Source organism: Nocardia sp. NPDC019323 (genome assembly GCF_044389845.1).
GTDB classification, from domain to species: Bacteria; Actinomycetota; Actinomycetes; order Mycobacteriales; family Mycobacteriaceae; genus Nocardia; species Nocardia implantans.
Genome location: NZ_JBIRYN010000001.1, coordinates 1,141,587 through 1,155,652, shown reverse-complemented (window position 1 = coordinate 1,155,652; position 14,066 = coordinate 1,141,587). Strand labels below are relative to the sequence as shown.

At 69.3% G+C, this 14,066-nt stretch carries 12 protein-coding genes; 7 read left to right on the top strand and 5 right to left on the bottom strand.

Annotation, left to right across the window (positions count from 1 at the left end; all coding sequences use genetic code 11):
• The first annotated feature begins 237 nt into the window (after window positions 1-237).
• Window positions 238-441 (top strand): cold-shock protein, encoded by a 204-nt coding sequence (locus ACH49X_RS05505; RefSeq protein WP_054814460.1) that lies wholly within the window; start codon window positions 238-240, stop codon window positions 439-441.
• A gap of 159 nt (window positions 442-600) precedes the next feature.
• A complete protein-coding gene (locus ACH49X_RS05500) occupies window positions 601-1,113 on the top strand; it encodes a helix-turn-helix domain-containing protein (RefSeq protein ID WP_357206923.1) in 513 nt (170 codons plus the stop codon).
• Window positions 1,114-1,116: 3 nt separating this feature from the next.
• On the opposite strand, the gene ACH49X_RS05495 is transcribed toward ACH49X_RS05500, so the two are convergent.
• Together ACH49X_RS05495 and ACH49X_RS05490 are read right to left on the bottom strand one after the other, a co-directional pair.
• Window positions 1,117-1,923 carry a nucleotidyltransferase domain-containing protein gene (locus tag ACH49X_RS05495; protein WP_357107765.1) on the bottom strand — a complete coding sequence of 269 codons (807 nt, stop codon included), beginning with the start codon at window positions 1,921-1,923 and terminating at the stop codon, window positions 1,117-1,119.
• Between the two features lie 51 nt (window positions 1,924-1,974).
• Window positions 1,975-3,162, bottom strand: a complete 1,188-nt coding sequence (locus ACH49X_RS05490; RefSeq protein WP_357206921.1) for an MFS transporter — start codon at window positions 3,160-3,162, stop codon at window positions 1,975-1,977.
• A 92-nt stretch (window positions 3,163-3,254) separates the two neighbouring features.
• Between ACH49X_RS05490 and ACH49X_RS05485 the strand changes: the two genes are divergently transcribed.
• Window positions 3,255-4,181 (top strand): LysR family transcriptional regulator, encoded by a 927-nt coding sequence (locus ACH49X_RS05485; protein ID WP_357296660.1) that lies wholly within the window; start codon window positions 3,255-3,257, stop codon window positions 4,179-4,181.
• Window positions 4,182-4,873: 692 nt separating this feature from the next.
• On the opposite strand, the gene ACH49X_RS05480 is transcribed toward ACH49X_RS05485, so the two are convergent.
• Window positions 4,874-6,583, bottom strand: a complete 1,710-nt coding sequence (locus tag ACH49X_RS05480; RefSeq protein WP_357206917.1) for an alpha/beta fold hydrolase — start codon at window positions 6,581-6,583, stop codon at window positions 4,874-4,876.
• A 76-nt stretch (window positions 6,584-6,659) separates the two neighbouring features.
• Window positions 6,660-7,214 (bottom strand): TetR family transcriptional regulator, encoded by a 555-nt coding sequence (locus ACH49X_RS05475; protein ID WP_195078654.1) that lies wholly within the window; start codon window positions 7,212-7,214, stop codon window positions 6,660-6,662.
• 142 nt (window positions 7,215-7,356) lie between these two features.
• Here ACH49X_RS05475 and serA point away from each other — a divergent pair, with 142 nt between their 5' ends.
• Window positions 7,357-8,955, top strand: a complete 1,599-nt coding sequence (serA, locus tag ACH49X_RS05470; RefSeq protein ID WP_195078655.1) for a phosphoglycerate dehydrogenase — start codon at window positions 7,357-7,359, stop codon at window positions 8,953-8,955.
• A 253-nt stretch (window positions 8,956-9,208) separates the two neighbouring features.
• Window positions 9,209-10,216: a 3-isopropylmalate dehydrogenase gene (locus tag ACH49X_RS05465; RefSeq protein ID WP_195078656.1), complete on the top strand. Its 1,008-nt coding sequence runs from the start codon at window positions 9,209-9,211 to the stop codon at window positions 10,214-10,216.
• Window positions 10,217-10,373: 157 nt separating this feature from the next.
• On the opposite strand, the gene ACH49X_RS05460 is transcribed toward ACH49X_RS05465, so the two are convergent.
• Window positions 10,374-11,555 carry an MFS transporter gene (locus ACH49X_RS05460; RefSeq protein WP_195078657.1) on the bottom strand — a complete coding sequence of 394 codons (1,182 nt, stop codon included), beginning with the start codon at window positions 11,553-11,555 and terminating at the stop codon, window positions 10,374-10,376.
• A 204-nt stretch (window positions 11,556-11,759) separates the two neighbouring features.
• On the opposite strand from ACH49X_RS05460, the gene ACH49X_RS05455 reads away from it, so the two are divergent.
• Together ACH49X_RS05455 and gltX are read left to right on the top strand one after the other, a co-directional pair.
• On the top strand, window positions 11,760-12,533 hold the full coding sequence (locus ACH49X_RS05455) for a fumarylacetoacetate hydrolase family protein (RefSeq protein WP_067797504.1): 774 nt from the start codon (window positions 11,760-11,762) through the stop codon (window positions 12,531-12,533).
• Between the two features lie 13 nt (window positions 12,534-12,546).
• Window positions 12,547-14,037: a glutamate--tRNA ligase gene (gene gltX / locus ACH49X_RS05450; RefSeq protein ID WP_357206915.1), complete on the top strand. Its 1,491-nt coding sequence runs from the start codon at window positions 12,547-12,549 to the stop codon at window positions 14,035-14,037.
• Window positions 14,038-14,066 lie beyond the last annotated feature (29 nt).

Genomic DNA, 14,066 nt, shown 5'->3' with positions numbered 1-14,066 from the left:
ACCCGACGGGTGGGCCCGGCAATGTCGTGCGATCGGGACCCGACCGAGCGTGGGAGGTGACAACCAGCCCGCCCCTGAGCGAGCGTTGCGAGGGTACTCGCGAAGAGCACCCTGGTGAGCGTTAGCTCACAGTTGGGGGCGGGAAACGTGAGTAATTCGTCGGATCATGGCATCGTTGATCTACGAGACCAGGGCATATCGATAACACCTACCTGGCTCGTCTACAGAAAGTATGAAATGGCTCAAGGCATTGTGAAGTGGTTCAACAGCGAGAAGGGCTTCGGCTTCATCGCACAAGACGGTGGGGGGCCCGACGTCTTCGTGCACTACTCGGCTGTGAGCGGCGCGGGTTTCCGGTCCCTCGATGAGGGGCAGCGCGTGGAGTTCGAGATCGGCCAGGGACAGAAGGGTCCGCAGGCCCAGGACGTCCGCGTTCTCTGATCGCGACTTGACTTTCGAAAGGCCCCGCACCGGGATGGTGCGGGGCCTTTCCGTTTGCGTGGAGCGCCGCACGCCTGGTGGCGGGCGAAGGCGGGGGCAGCGCACGGCTGGCTGGTTGTATTCTGCAAGCAGTAGTTGCCGACCGACGGGAGTGCCAGGATGCGGGAGGAGGGACGTTCGGGATGCCCGATCAACGCGACGATCGAGGTGATCGGCGATCGGTGGACGCTGCTCGTGCTGCGTGACGTGATGTTCGGCGATCGGCGGCACTTCCGCGAACTGCTCGCCGGATCGGAAGAGGGCATCGCCTCCAACATCCTGTCCGACCGGCTCAAGCGCCTGGTGGCGGCCGGGCTGCTCAGCCGCGCGGACACCAGGCCCGGCCAGAAGGCCGAATACCGGCTCACCGAACCGGCCATCCAACTGGTGCCGATCATGGCGCAACTCGGCGCGTGGGGTCTGCGGCACCGCCCTACCACCAAACGTCTCCGGGTGCGGGCGGAATTGCTCGAGGCGGGCGGGCCGCCACTGTGGGCGGAGTTCATGGACGAATTGCGCGAGAGTCACCTCGGCATACCGCGCCCGGACCTGGATCGTCCGACCGCCACGCAGCGACTCGTCCAGGCTTACGCCGACGCGGTCGCCGAGGACGGTCGGGCGGCCGTCTCGTAGTCGTCAGCCGGCCAGGGCCTCGGCTCGGAAGAACTCGGCGGTGATCGCACGGGCTCGGGTGAGGTCGCGCCCATTGGACTTGACGAAGAAGTCTGCCGCACAGGCGAATTCGGCGACAATGAACGCCGTTATCGGTGCGGGGACCGCTCCGCTGCCCATTTCGCGGGTCCGCGATTTCAGGTCGGTCAGCTCGGCCACCGCCGCCGACAGATCGGCGGGCAGATCGCACTGCCGTAACAGCGTGGGCAGATGCATCGGCGCCACCGCCGCCGAGGGATGTTCGCGCAGCCAGCGCAGCGCCATCGCGGGGCGCAGCGCGTAGAACACCTTCTTCAGCGATCCCGTGCGCTCGAACAGCGCCCACTGCTTGGCGCCCAGATGCAGATAGTGCCGGCCGACCCGATTGCGGTCGGCGACCTCGTCGGCCAGCGCGCGCAGTCGGTCGCGGAATCGCGGGTCGCCGCGATACACGATCGGCGACATCAGCCACTCGATGAGCACCGCGTTGCCGCCCACCAGCAACCGCAATGCCTTCGCCAGATCCCAGCCGTTCACGTCCAGCAGGCCCGCGAGGGGCGTCTCCACCACGTCGCGGGTGCGCCAAGGGGACAGGTAGGTATCCAGGGCGGCGACATAGACGAACCGGCAGTCGTAGTCCGAATCGGGCGACGGGAATCCCCAGGCGCGGCTACCGCTTTCGATCGCCAACCGGATCGACACCCGGTGCTCCAGCTCGACTCGGGCCAGCTCACGATCGATGGACCCGACCACCGCCGGGTCCATCGAATCCGGAATCGCGCGTAGAGACATGGACGCGATGGTAAGTGCCGGAGCGAGGTGTCGCAGCGGCATTTTCGTCCCTCAGGGCCTGCGCGCGCCGCCGAGCGCGGCGACGAATACGGCCATGATCGCAAGCGCCCCGCCCAGCCACGTGGCGGCGGCAACGCCCAGCGCGTCGGCCGCCAGGCCGCCGCTCAGCGATCCCAACGCGATGGCGGCATTGAAAACACCCGCGAAGAGGGCGGACGCGCCTTCCTTCGCGTGCGGGGACGCGGCGAAGACCCAGCTCTGCGTGCTCACCGAGACGCCGCCGTAGGACACGCCCCACACGATCATCAGCGCGACGGCCCACGGCAGCGAGACGCCCAGCACGGGTAGGGCGATCGCGGCCGCGGCGAGAACCGAGCCGATCGCGATCAAGGTCCTGCGCGGCGCTCGTGCCGCCGCGGCTCCCGCGCCGAAATTACCCGCGACACCGGCGATCCCATAGACCAGCAGCAGCGCGCCGATCGTTTCCGCTTCGACGCCGGTCGCTTCCTCGAGCACGGGCCGCACGTAGGTGTAGGCGGCGAAGTGGCCGGTGACCAGGAACGCGACCACGAGCAGGGCGATCCGCAAGCCCGGCTGCCGTGTCAGCCGCAATACGCCGCGCAACGCCAAGGATTCCGTCGCGGGCAGCCGCGGCAGCAGGACCGCCAGGGCCGCGAGCACCACTACCGCCAGGCAGGCGGCGGCCACGAACGCGATCCGCCAGCCGGCGAGCGCGCCGAGGAACGTTCCCGCCGGAATGCCGAGCACCGAGGCGACCGCGACGCCGGAGAAGACGAGCGAGGTCGCCGCGGTGACCGAGCGCGCGGGCACCAGCCGCGCCGCCAGACTCGCCGCGATCGCCCATACCCCGCCCATGCCGACGCCGACCAGCACCCGTGCCCCGATCAGCACGCCGAAGCTCGGCGCCGCGGCGGCACCGAGATTGCCGAGCGCGAGCACCGCCAGCAAGCCGCACAGCACCACCTTGCGCTCGGCTCGGCGCAGCGCGGCGGTGACCGAGGGCGCCGACAGCGCGGCGACCAGACCCGTGACCGTCAACGCGAGACCGGCGCGGCCTTCGCTCACCCGCAGCGCCGAGCCGATCGGAGTGAGCAGGCCGACCGGCCGCATCTCGGCGGTGACCACCGTGAACGTGCTCGCCGTCACCGCGCCGACGCCGAGCCACCCGCGCAGCACCGAAACCGGCTGCGGCGCATCGACTTGCTGAACCTGTGTCATGTCCTCCAGCCAACGGCTCGTGGCGAGGGGAAACAACGACGAAGGTCTCATAGTTCTATGAGCTGGACTCATCGACCGTGGAAGGGAAGCTGATGGGTGGGCTGGAGGTCCGCGAGCTGGAAGCGTTCCTCGCGCTCGCGGAGGAACTGCATTTCGGACGGGCCGGCGCCCGGCTGTATGTGTCACAGAGCCGGGTGAGCCAGCTGCTGCGTTCCCTGGAGCGGCGCATCGGCGGGCAACTGGTGGAACGGACCAGCCGCACCGTCCGGTTGACGCCGCTCGGCGCGGCCTTCCTCGCCGAACTGCGGCCCGCGTACGCGGCGTTGCGCGCGACGGTCGACGAGGCTCGCGCCGCCGCCCGGGGTGCCCACGGGAGCTTGCGCGTCGGGTTCCAAGGCGCGGGCAACGATCACCTGATGGCCGCGGTCGCGTTGTTCCAGCAGTGGCACCCAGACTGCTCGGCAGAACTGGTCGAGATACCGCTCGCCGATCCGTTCGGTGCGGTGCGGCGCAACGAGGTCGACGCCGCCGTCGTGTTGCTGCCGATGGGCGAGGGTGATCTGGTGCTCGGCTCGGTGTTCGCGGGGCGGCGGCAGACTCTCGCGGTCGCCAGTTCCCATCCGCTCGCGGGCCGGGCCGAGCTGTCGGTGGAGGAACTCGCCGCTGTCGCGTTGATCGGAGTGCGCGCGCCCGCGCCGGAGTACTGGCGCAGGGCCCAAGCGCTCGACGTCACACCGGGCGGGCGAAGGGTGTGCTCCGGGCCGGAGGTCGGCACGTTGGAAGAAGGTCTCGCCGCGGTGGCGGCTGGGCGTGGGGCGATGTTGCTGTGCCATCCCACCGCGGAGTCGCACCGCAGACGGCCCGTGCGCTTCGTGCCGGTCACCGGGATCGCCGAGTCCCGCCTCGGGGTGGTGTGGCACCGGTATCGCGAGACCCCGCGGGTACGTGCGTTCTCCCGCGCGGTAGCAGCCACGAAGCCTGCCGAAGATGTGCGATCGGTCACCATCGGGGCGCACTGACGATTGGTCAGCGTGGTGTCGCGCGAATGGGTGAACAGCGCCACCGATGTGGCGTAACAATTTCGTCAGCTGGTCGGTTCAGGTATTGGAAACTTATTTGCTGTCTCTATCGAAGCTGGGTGAAATCGTTCCGTGCCCCCCATTTTTGCGGGCCGCGAAATTCGTCCGCATCGCTCCCTGTGTGCCATCTCGGCGGATCTATTAGCAAAGGAAAATAAGAGGTCCGTTCAGCGTGTTGACCTGGGCAGACGGCGAGATGTGCAGCTCGCGAGCGTCACATGGCGTGCGTGTGGTCACAATCTTTTCATTTTGTGGTCTGCATCACCAATTTATCGAATTCCGTAACTGACGCTGTCCCTGCGCCGACATGCCGCATGTCAGCCAGTTCGACTGGAAAGTTTCGAGGAAGAGGTATTTCCATGATCCCCGTTATCATCGACACCGGTAGCGCTGCCCTGAACGGTCTTTTCGACACCCTCGGCGCCGCGTTGCACGGTCTTGTCGACACCTTGTGGACGGGTTCCTTCGGCGGCCGCTGACCGACGTAACGGTCGAACAGCTCCGACCGGGTCGCACGCCGACCGATGGCGTGACCGAGCGGGCCCCCGCACCCGAGGGTGTGGGGGCCCGCCGCCGAGCGCTGCAACGCCGGAGCTCGGGCTGGCCGTGTGCCGCGACGCGGGGGGACGGGATCAACCGTGCGCCGCGACGGCGGAGATCCGGGTGAGTTCTGCCGCGAGCCGGGCCGGGTGGGTCAGTTGCGGGTAGTGGCCCGCGCCCTCGATCGAAACCCGTTCCCGCGCGGTCGTGCCGGTGACCGGGTCGGCGGAACCGGCGATGATCCGCACCGGCACCTCGACCCTTTCGAGCAAGGTACGCAGCTCTTCGCGCCGCGCGGGGGCACTCGCCTCCTGTAGTGCGGCGACTGTTCGGCTCGCGACGCCGCGCCTGCGCAGGTTCGCCGCCGCGCTCGCGATCGCGTCGCTCTCTGGCACCCCGAGCCGTCGCGCCAGTGCCGCCGCCGAGATCCGGCGCATCGACGCGGTCGCGAGTGGCGAGCGCAGCAGCCGCCCCGACCGCGGCTGCAAGAACGCGGGCGCGACCAGCGCCACGCCGGAAACCTTCTCGGGATGCCGCGCCGCGTACCGCAGCACCGGCCCGCAGCCGAGCGAATGGCCGACCAGAACCGGACGCGAGCGCACCGAAGCGAGCAACGTGGGCAGCGCCGCGTCGCGATCCCCGGGCGCCGAACGGCCGAGGCCGGGCAGGTCAACGACCAGGCTGGGCCCGTCCAGCTCCGCGCGCACCGCGTTCCAGGACTCGCCGTCCAGCGGAAGGCCGTGCAGCAGAACATAAGCCGGACGAACGCGTTCGCCGCTCACCCAGATGCCGTCGGTGAAACCGGCGGTCGGGTCGTCGGCCGCCGCGCCGAATCGCGTGGCCACCAGATGGTCGGCCCAGCCGAGCAGGGTGGCTTCGGTCGGCGGCATGGTGAGCCCGGCGCGGCGCGCCACCTCTTGTGCCGCCGAGGTGTCGTAGCGGTCGTCGGCGATGAAGCTCAGCGTCTCCGGATCGGCGCCGGTCAGGGCGGGTGGAAGCTTCGAGATGACGCCGACCGGGATCGAGAACCGGGGTGCGCGGACGCCGAGGTGATCCGCCAGCAGCCGAATCAGGCCGGGCAGCACGGGAGTCCGCTCGTCGAGCACCGTGTAGGACCGGCCCGCGGTATCGGGCAGCGTGGGCAGGCTGATCAAGAAATCCGTGAAGTAGTCCAGATCCACGATCGGCACAAAGGTGTCGGGCCCGCCGGGGAGCGCAGGAAGTCGCCCGTTCCACAGATCCTCGACGACGCTCGCCAGCCCGATGTATTGGCCGGGGCCGATCACGCTGCTCGGGTTCGCGACGGTCAGCGCGACGCCGAGCTCGGCCGCCCGCCGGCGCAGCAGCGGATCCGATTCGAACTTCGACGCCCCGTACGCGCCGTTCTCGTAGTGCTGTTCCTCGGATTCCTCGACGGTGATCCGATACCCGGTGATGTGCACGACGCGTCGCAGATCGGGCAGGGCGGCGGCCCACTCGAGCACGCGCAGCGCCCCGGTGACGTTCACCGCGTACGCGTCGTCGGCCGCGAGCCCGAAGGCGAAGCGGGCCGCGCAGTTGTACACGTCGCGAACGCCGGACGCATCGAAGTCGGCGGGCAGGCCGAGGTCCGGCGCGGTCACGTCGCAAGGAATGATCTCCAGCCCGCGCTCGTCCACGCCCTGTCTGCTCAACCATCCGGTGAGGCGCTGCTCGCTGCCCGCCCGCAGCGCGGCGGTGACGGAATGCCCCTGCTGGAGCAGGCGGGCGACGGCGTTGCGACCGAGGAACCCGGCGGCTCCGAAAACGATGCTGTCGGACATGTCAATCTCCTTACTAGACCGGTCTACATATTTTGTGGACACGAGAAAGCCATTGGCCGAGCGCCGCGTTCGGGGCTCAGATCATGGCGCGCAGAGTGCGTTCGACGCGTTCCAAGGGCGCACGGCTGCGCTGCGCACGGGCCAGCAGCAGTGCCCCCTCGACCATCGCCAGCACCGCGGCCGCAAGATCGTCCGCGTCGTCGCGGCCATCGGCGCGAAGCCGGATCCGCAGCGCCTGCTCCCACGCCGCGTACGCGGCGGCGCACTCGGCCTGAATGGGGTCGTTCGCCGCCGCCACGTCCAGGGCGACCGTGGCGACCGGGCAGCCCTGTTGCCAGCCGGATGCCTCCAGTCGGTCGCCGAACGCTCGCAGCAGCCTGCTCGCGGCCGCGGCGGCGTCACCCGGCTCGATCGTGTCGATCATCGCCGTGATCTCCTTGCCTGCCTGTGCGATCGCCGCGGCGACCAATTCGTCTTTGCCGCCGGGGAAATGGAAATACAGCGACCCGCGCGGCGCGCCGCTGGCCGCCAGGATCTGGTTCAGTCCCGCGCCGTAGTAGCCGTGCCGCTCCACCAGCGTGCGCGCCGCGTCGACGAGTTTGCCGCGAGTCTCGGTGCCTTTGACGCCCATGCGGTGACTGTAGACCGGTCTTCATATTTTTGCCAGTGCCGGGACTGACGACGGCCGCCTACCAGGTGGTAGCCGGGCCGGAAATCGCGCGCACTAAGCTGGTCGGCGGTAATTGCCGACCACATCCCCAGGAGTACTCCACGTGAGCCAAGCAGGCCGTCCTGTAGTTCTGATCGCCGACAAGCTCGCCCAGTCGACCGTCGACGCGCTCGGTGACGGTGTCGAGGTCCGGTGGGTCGACGGACCGGACCGCCCGGCCCTGCTGGCCGCGGTGCCCGAGGCCGACGCGCTGCTGGTGCGGTCGGCGACCACGGTCGACGCCGAGGTCCTGGAAGCCGGGAAGAACCTGAAGATCGTCGCCCGCGCCGGCGTCGGCCTGGACAACGTCGACGTGCCCGCCGCCACCGAGCGCGGCGTCATGGTCGTGAACGCGCCGACCTCCAACATCCACACCGCCGCCGAGCACGCCGTCACCCTGCTGCTCGCGGCCGCCCGCCAGATCCCCGCGGCCGACGCGACCCTGCGCGAGCGCACCTGGCAGCGCAGCAAGTTCAACGGCGTCGAGATCTTCGACAAGACCGTCGGCGTCATCGGACTCGGCCGTATCGGCCAGCTGTTCGCCGCCCGCCTGGCCGCCTTCGAAACCAAGATCGTCGCCTACGACCCGTACGTGTCGCCCGCGCGCGCCGCGCAGCTGGGTATCGAGCTGCTCACCCTGGACGAGCTGCTCGAGCGCGCCGACCTGATCTCGATCCACCTGCCGAAGACCCCGGAGACCAAGGGCCTGATCGGCAAGGAGGCCATCGCCAAGACCAAGCCGGGCGTGATCATCGTCAACGCCGCCCGCGGTGGCCTGGTCGACGAGGCCGCCCTGGCCGAGGCCATCAAGTCCGGCCACGTGCGCGCCGCGGGCCTGGACGTGTTCGAGACCGAGCCGTGCACCGACAGCCCGCTGTTCGACCTGCCGCAGGTCGTGGTGACCCCGCACCTGGGCGCATCCACCTCCGAGGCTCAGGACCGCGCGGGCACCGACGTCGCCAAGTCGGTGCTGCTGGCGCTGGCCGGTGAGTTCGTGCCCGGCGCGGTGAACGTCACCGGTGGCGCCGTCGGCGAAGAGGTCGCCCCCTGGCTGGACATCGTCCGCAAGCAGGGCGCCCTGCTCGGCGCGCTGTCCAACGAGCTGCCGGTCAGCGTGGAGGTGCAGGTGCGCGGCGAGCTGGCCGCGCAGGAGGTCGGCGTGCTGGAGCTGTCCGCGCTGCGCGGCATCTTCTCCGCGCTGGTCGAGGACCAGGTCACCTTCGTCAACGCGCCCGCGCTGGCCAAGGAGCGGGGTATTACCGCCGAGGTCACCACCGCCACCGAGAGCCCGAGCCACCGCAGCGTCGTCGACCTGCGCGCCGTGTTCGGCGACGGCAGCACCCTGAACGTGGCGGGCACGCTGACCGAGCCGCAGCTGGTGGAGAAGATCGTCAACATCAACGGCCGCAACTACGACATGCGCGCCGAGGGCCTCAACCTGGCCATCCTGAACTACGAGGACCGGCCGGGCGCGCTGGGCAAGATCGGCACCAAGCTCGGCGAGGCCGAGGTCGACATCCTGGCCGCGCAGCTGACCCAGGACATCGACAAGGAAGGCGCCACCGTGGTGTTGCGCGTGGCCCGCGAGGTGCCCGCCGACGTGCAGGCCGCGATCGCCGAGGCCGTGGGCGCGGCCAAGGTCGTCCAGGTCGACCTGTCCTGATCCGATCCGGGGCAACGCGCCCCGGTACCCGCGGAACCGGCGCCGCGCACGAAGCACTCGTGCGCGGCGCCGGTCTCTTCACCCGCGTGCGGAGCCGCGTCGTCCGCGCGCCCGATGCTCGGCGACCCGGCCGCGCCGAGTAGCGTGACGGTGCTGCGGTCACCCGGCCGGAATGTCGCGCGCACGCCGACGGTCGCCTCATGGCCGCACGGTGCGGCGGCCGCGACCGGCAATATCGAACGGAGCATTTGTCATGAAACTTGCTGTCATCCCGGGCGACGGGATCGGGCCCGAGGTCATCGCCGAGGCGCTCAAGGTGCTCGACGCGGTCGTGCCCGGCGTGGAGAAGACCGAGTACGACCTCGGTGCGCGCCGCTACCACGCGACCGGCGAGATCCTGCCGGATTCGGTGCTGCCCGAGCTGAAGCAGCACGACGCGATCCTGCTCGGCGCGATCGGCGATCCGTCGGTGCCCAGTGGCGTGCTCGAACGCGGCCTGTTGCTGCGCACCCGGTTCGCGCTGGACCACCACGTGAACCTGCGGCCGTCCAAGCTGTTCCCCGGCGTGACCAGCCCGCTGGCGGGCAACCCCGACATCGACTTCGTCGTCGTGCGTGAGGGCACCGAGGGCCCCTACACCGGCACCGGCGGCGCGATCCGGGTCGGCACCCCGCACGAGGTGGCGACCGAGGTCAGCACCAACACCCGCTTCGGCATCGAGCGCGTGGTGCGCTACGCCTTCGCCAAGGCGCAGGCCCGGCGCAAGCACCTGACGCTGGTGCACAAGAACAACGTGCTCACCTTCGCCGGCTCGCTCTGGCAGCGCACCGTGGACCAGGTCGCGGCCGAGTTCCCCGAGGTCACAACGGCTTACCAGCACATCGACGCCGCGACCATCCACATGGTCAACGATCCGGGCCGGTTCGACGTGATCGTCACCGACAATCTCTTCGGCGACATCATCACCGATCTGGCCGCCGCCGTGAGCGGTGGCATCGGCCTGGCCGCCAGCGGCAACATCGACGCGTCCGGCGCCAACCCGAGCATGTTCGAGCCGGTGCACGGCAGCGCCCCCGACATCGCGGGCCAGTCCAAGGCCGACCCGACCGCGGCGATCCTGTCGGTCGCCCTGCTGCTGAACCACCTGGGCAACGCGGAGGCAGCCGCGCGCATCGAGTCGGCGGTCGCGAAGGACCTCGAGTCGCGTTCCGGCGCGGCGTCGACCGTGGAAATCGGCGACCGCATCGCGGCCACGCTCTGACACCGTCACACCGGAAGGTCCCGCTACCACTGGGCAACGGGACCTTCCTGCGTTCGGGCCGGCACCTGATCGTGCTTGCCCTGGATTATGCGGCCTTCGGCGGTGACGGCATCGTTTGCCAGAGGGTTCAGGTAACCCAATCGTTCGACGCGCGAACCTAGTCGGGGTCGCGGGGAACCAGCGGAACCGCCGCGACGGCCGAAACCGCGGCCAGAAGGAAAGCCGCGGGGAAGCCGCTGGCGGTGATGAGCGCGCCGAACACGGGCGGGACCGCGGCCATGGCCAGGTTCTGCCCGGTGTTCTGGATGCCGAGACCCCGGCCGCTCCAGTACGGCCCCGCGATCTCGGCGACCGCGGTGAAGGCCAAGCCGTTGTCGGAGACGGTGATCACGGACGCGGCGATCAGCAGCGGAATGGCCGCCCACCACCAGTGGGTCGACGCGGTCAGCGCCAGCGCGGCCATCGACAGCACCGCGGCGACGGCCACCGTGCGCAGCGGGCCCATCCGGCTGCCGACCCGGTCCGACCACGCGCCCGCGCCGATGCGGCCCAGTGCGCCCAGGATCTGCGTGACGGTCACCAGCGCACCCGCGGCGGCCAGCGACCAGCCGACGTCGCGGTGCAACCACAGCAGCGCGAACGTCCACACGGTGCCCTGCGGGACGACGAGCAGCACCGAGACCAGATGGATGCGCCACAGCGTCGCGTTGTCGCGATAGGGATTGGCGCGCAACGCCGGATCGGCGGCCGCCCGGTCAGGGCGCGGCGGGTCGACGATGCCCGCCAGGCAACCCATGGCCGCCACACCCGCCATGAGCGCGGGAACGAGAATCGCCGCGGGCACGCCGTGGGCGGAGGCGACGGCCGGAATCGCCAGCGCCCCGACGCCGACGCCCAGCGGCTGCGCGGTCTGTCTGATGCCCATCGCCAGCCCGCGCCGCTGCGGCGGGAACCAGCCGACGATCACCCGGCCGCTCGCGCCGTTGGTGCTGGCCGCGCCGACGCCGCCGAGGAACAGCAGCGCGCCCAGGGCGATGTCGTTCGTCGTCGCGGCCGCGGCGCAGCCGGCCGCCAGCATCAGCAGCGGGCCGCCGACCAGCACCTTGCGTTCGCCGATCCGGTCGACCAGATAGCCCCACGCGATCAGGGTGCACACCAGGCCGACGGTGGGCATCGCCACCAGCAGGCCTGCCGTCGCCAGCGGCATGCCTCGGTCGGTCAGCGCGGGCAGCAGGAACGGGACGCCGTGGATGAAAACCGCGCTGGAGGCCTGGGCGAACACGCCGAGACCGAGCATGGACCAGCGCCGAACCTCGTCGATCTGCGTAACGGTCGCCATCGGCCTCACCTCGAAATCTCATTATTTGGGATCAAATTCCCACTTTGTGAACTTCGCTGCTCACGGTACACCCGGTGGGGGCTCGATTCGACGGTTGTGGCTGTCGGACTGCTCACAGGCGCGCCGTCGCCGGACCGGGGCGGAATCCGTACCACCCGGTCGGGCGCGTTCGAGCAGGTGGCGGCGGGTCGATAGACTCCGGGAATGCGTCTAGGTCGAGTTGCCAGTCCCGATGGAGTCGCCTTCGTCAGCATCGAAGGCGACGGAAGCGACAGCGTGGCCAAGGAGATCGCGGAACACCCGTTCGGCACACCGACGTTCACCGGGCGGAGCTGGCCCCTGGCCGACGTGCGGCTGCTCGCGCCGATCCTGGCCAGCAAGGTGGTCTGCATCGGCAAGAACTACGCCGCCCACGCCGCCGAGATGGGCGGTCCCGCCCCCGCCGACCCGGTGATCTTCCTCAAGCCGAACACCGCGATCGTGGGGCCGAACGCCCCGATCATCCTGCCGCCCAGCTCGTCTCAGGTCGATTACGAAGGGGAGTTGGCGATCGTCATCGGCCGTCCCTGCAAGGACGTGCCCGCCGCCCGCGCGCTGGACGTGGTGCTGGGTTACACCGCCGCCAACGACGTCACCGCCCGCGACCAGCAGCGCCACGACGGCCAGTGGACCAGGGGCAAGGGCTACGACACCTTCTGCCCGCTGGGTCCGTGGATCGAAACGTCCTTGGACCCTTCGGATCTGGAGATCGTCACCGAACTCGACGGCGAAGTGCGCCAGCGCAGCCGCACTTCGCTTCTGCTGCACGACATCCCGAAGCTCATCGAGTGGATCACCACCGTGATGACGCTGCTGCCCGGTGACGTCATCCTCACCGGCACTCCCGAGGGCGTCGGCCCGATGCGCGAGGGCCAGCAGGTGTCGGTGACCGTCGAAGGCATCGGCACCCTCACCAATCCCGTTGCCGCCAAACGCTGATCGAAAGAGAGCCATGACTGAAGTACGGGTCCGATTCTGCCCGTCACCGACCGGAACACCGCACGTCGGCCTGATCCGGACGGCGCTGTTCAACTGGGCCTACGCCCGCCACCACGGTGGCACATTCGTCTTTCGAATCGAAGACACCGATGCCGCACGGGATTCCGAGGAATCCTACCTGGCGATTATCGACGCGCTGCGCTGGCTCGGCCTCACTTGGGACGAGGGCCCCGAGGTCGGCGGGCCTTACGCGCCATATCGCCAGTCGCAGCGAAAAGAACTGCACCAGGACGTTGTCCGGCGTTTGCTGGAGGCGGGGGAGGCGTACGAATCGTTCTCCACGCCGGAGGAAGTCGAGGCCCGCCATCGCGCCGCCGGGCGCGATCCCAAGCTCGGTTACGACAACTACGATCGCGACCTGACCCCCGAGCAGATCGAGGCCTACCGGGCCGAGGGCCGCCCCGCCGTGGTCCGGCTGCGGATGCCGGACGAAGACCTGTCCTGGCACGATCTGGTGCGCGGGGAGACCGTCTTCAAGGCGGGCAGCGTCCCGGACTTCGCGCTCACCCGAGGCAACGGCCAGCCGCTGTACACGCTGGTCAACCCGGTCGACGACGCCTTGATGCGGATCACCCACGTGCTGCGCGGCGAGGACCTGCTCTCCTCCACGCCGCGCCAGCTCGCGCTGTACGCCGCGCTGCGCCGGATCGGGGTCGCCGAATTCACTCCCGAGTTCGGTCACCTGCCGTTCGTGATGGGTCAGGGCAACAAGAAGTTGTCCAAGCGTGATCCGGAGTCGAATCTGTTCGCCCATCGCGACCGCGGGTTCATCCCCGAGGGTTTGCTGAATTATCTCGCGCTACTCGGCTGGGGACTGTCCGAGGACCGTGACGTGTTCTCCATGGCGGAGATGGTCGAGGCCTTCGACATTTCGAAAGTGAATTCGAATCCGGCCCGTTTCGATCAGAAGAAGGCGGACGCGCTCAACGCCGAGCACATCCGATTGCTGGCGCCGGGTGATTTCGCCCACCGGCTGCGGGAGTATCTCACCGGACAAGGCCATATCGGCGCCGAAATCGATGAGCGGGTGTTCGCCGCGGCGGCGGAACTCGTGCAGACCAGGATTGTCGTGTTGTCCGACGCTTGGGACCTTCTGCGTTTCTTGTTCGCGCCCGCGGAAGAGTTCGCGATCGACCCCGCCGCCGGAGCCAAGAATCTGGGTCCCGACGCGACCGAGGTATTGCAGGCCGCTATTACCGCGGTGGAGCCGTTGACCGAGTGGACCACCGAGGCGATCGAAGCGGCGCTGAAAAAGGCGCTGATCGATGATCTCGGGCTGAAACCGCGCAAAGCCTTCACCCCGGTCCGGGTCGCGGTCACCGGATCGCATATCAGCCCGCCGCTGTACGAATCCCTGGAACTGCTCGGCCGCGACCTCACCCTGGACCGGCTGCGCGCGGCGGTGGACTGGAAGGAGGCGGCCCAGGCCGGCTCACAAGGCTGAAAATATGGCTTTGACCAGGCGATTTGTAG

Excerpts from the sequence above, each read along its gene's own strand:
- ACH49X_RS05505 (WP_054814460.1), top strand. The coding sequence starts at position 238 with ATGGCTCAAGGCATTGTGAAGTGGTTCAACAGCGAGAAGGGCTTCGGC.
- ACH49X_RS05500 (WP_357206923.1), top strand. The coding sequence starts at position 601 with ATGCGGGAGGAGGGACGTTCGGGATGCCCGATCAACGCGACGATCGAG.
- ACH49X_RS05495 (WP_357107765.1), bottom strand. The coding sequence starts at position 1,923 with ATGTCTCTACGCGCGATTCCGGATTCGATGGACCCGGCGGTGGTCGGG.
- ACH49X_RS05490 (WP_357206921.1), bottom strand. The coding sequence starts at position 3,162 with ATGACACAGGTTCAGCAAGTCGATGCGCCGCAGCCGGTTTCGGTGCTG.
- ACH49X_RS05485 (WP_357296660.1), top strand. The coding sequence starts at position 3,255 with ATGGGTGGGCTGGAGGTCCGCGAGCTGGAAGCGTTCCTCGCGCTCGCG.
- ACH49X_RS05480 (WP_357206917.1), bottom strand. The coding sequence starts at position 6,583 with ATGTCCGACAGCATCGTTTTCGGAGCCGCCGGGTTCCTCGGTCGCAAC.
- ACH49X_RS05475 (WP_195078654.1), bottom strand. The coding sequence starts at position 7,214 with ATGGGCGTCAAAGGCACCGAGACTCGCGGCAAACTCGTCGACGCGGCG.
- ACH49X_RS05465 (WP_195078656.1), top strand. The coding sequence starts at position 9,209 with ATGAAACTTGCTGTCATCCCGGGCGACGGGATCGGGCCCGAGGTCATC.
- ACH49X_RS05460 (WP_195078657.1), bottom strand. The coding sequence starts at position 11,555 with ATGGCGACCGTTACGCAGATCGACGAGGTTCGGCGCTGGTCCATGCTC.
- ACH49X_RS05455 (WP_067797504.1), top strand. The coding sequence starts at position 11,760 with ATGCGTCTAGGTCGAGTTGCCAGTCCCGATGGAGTCGCCTTCGTCAGC.
- gltX (WP_357206915.1), top strand. The coding sequence starts at position 12,547 with ATGACTGAAGTACGGGTCCGATTCTGCCCGTCACCGACCGGAACACCG.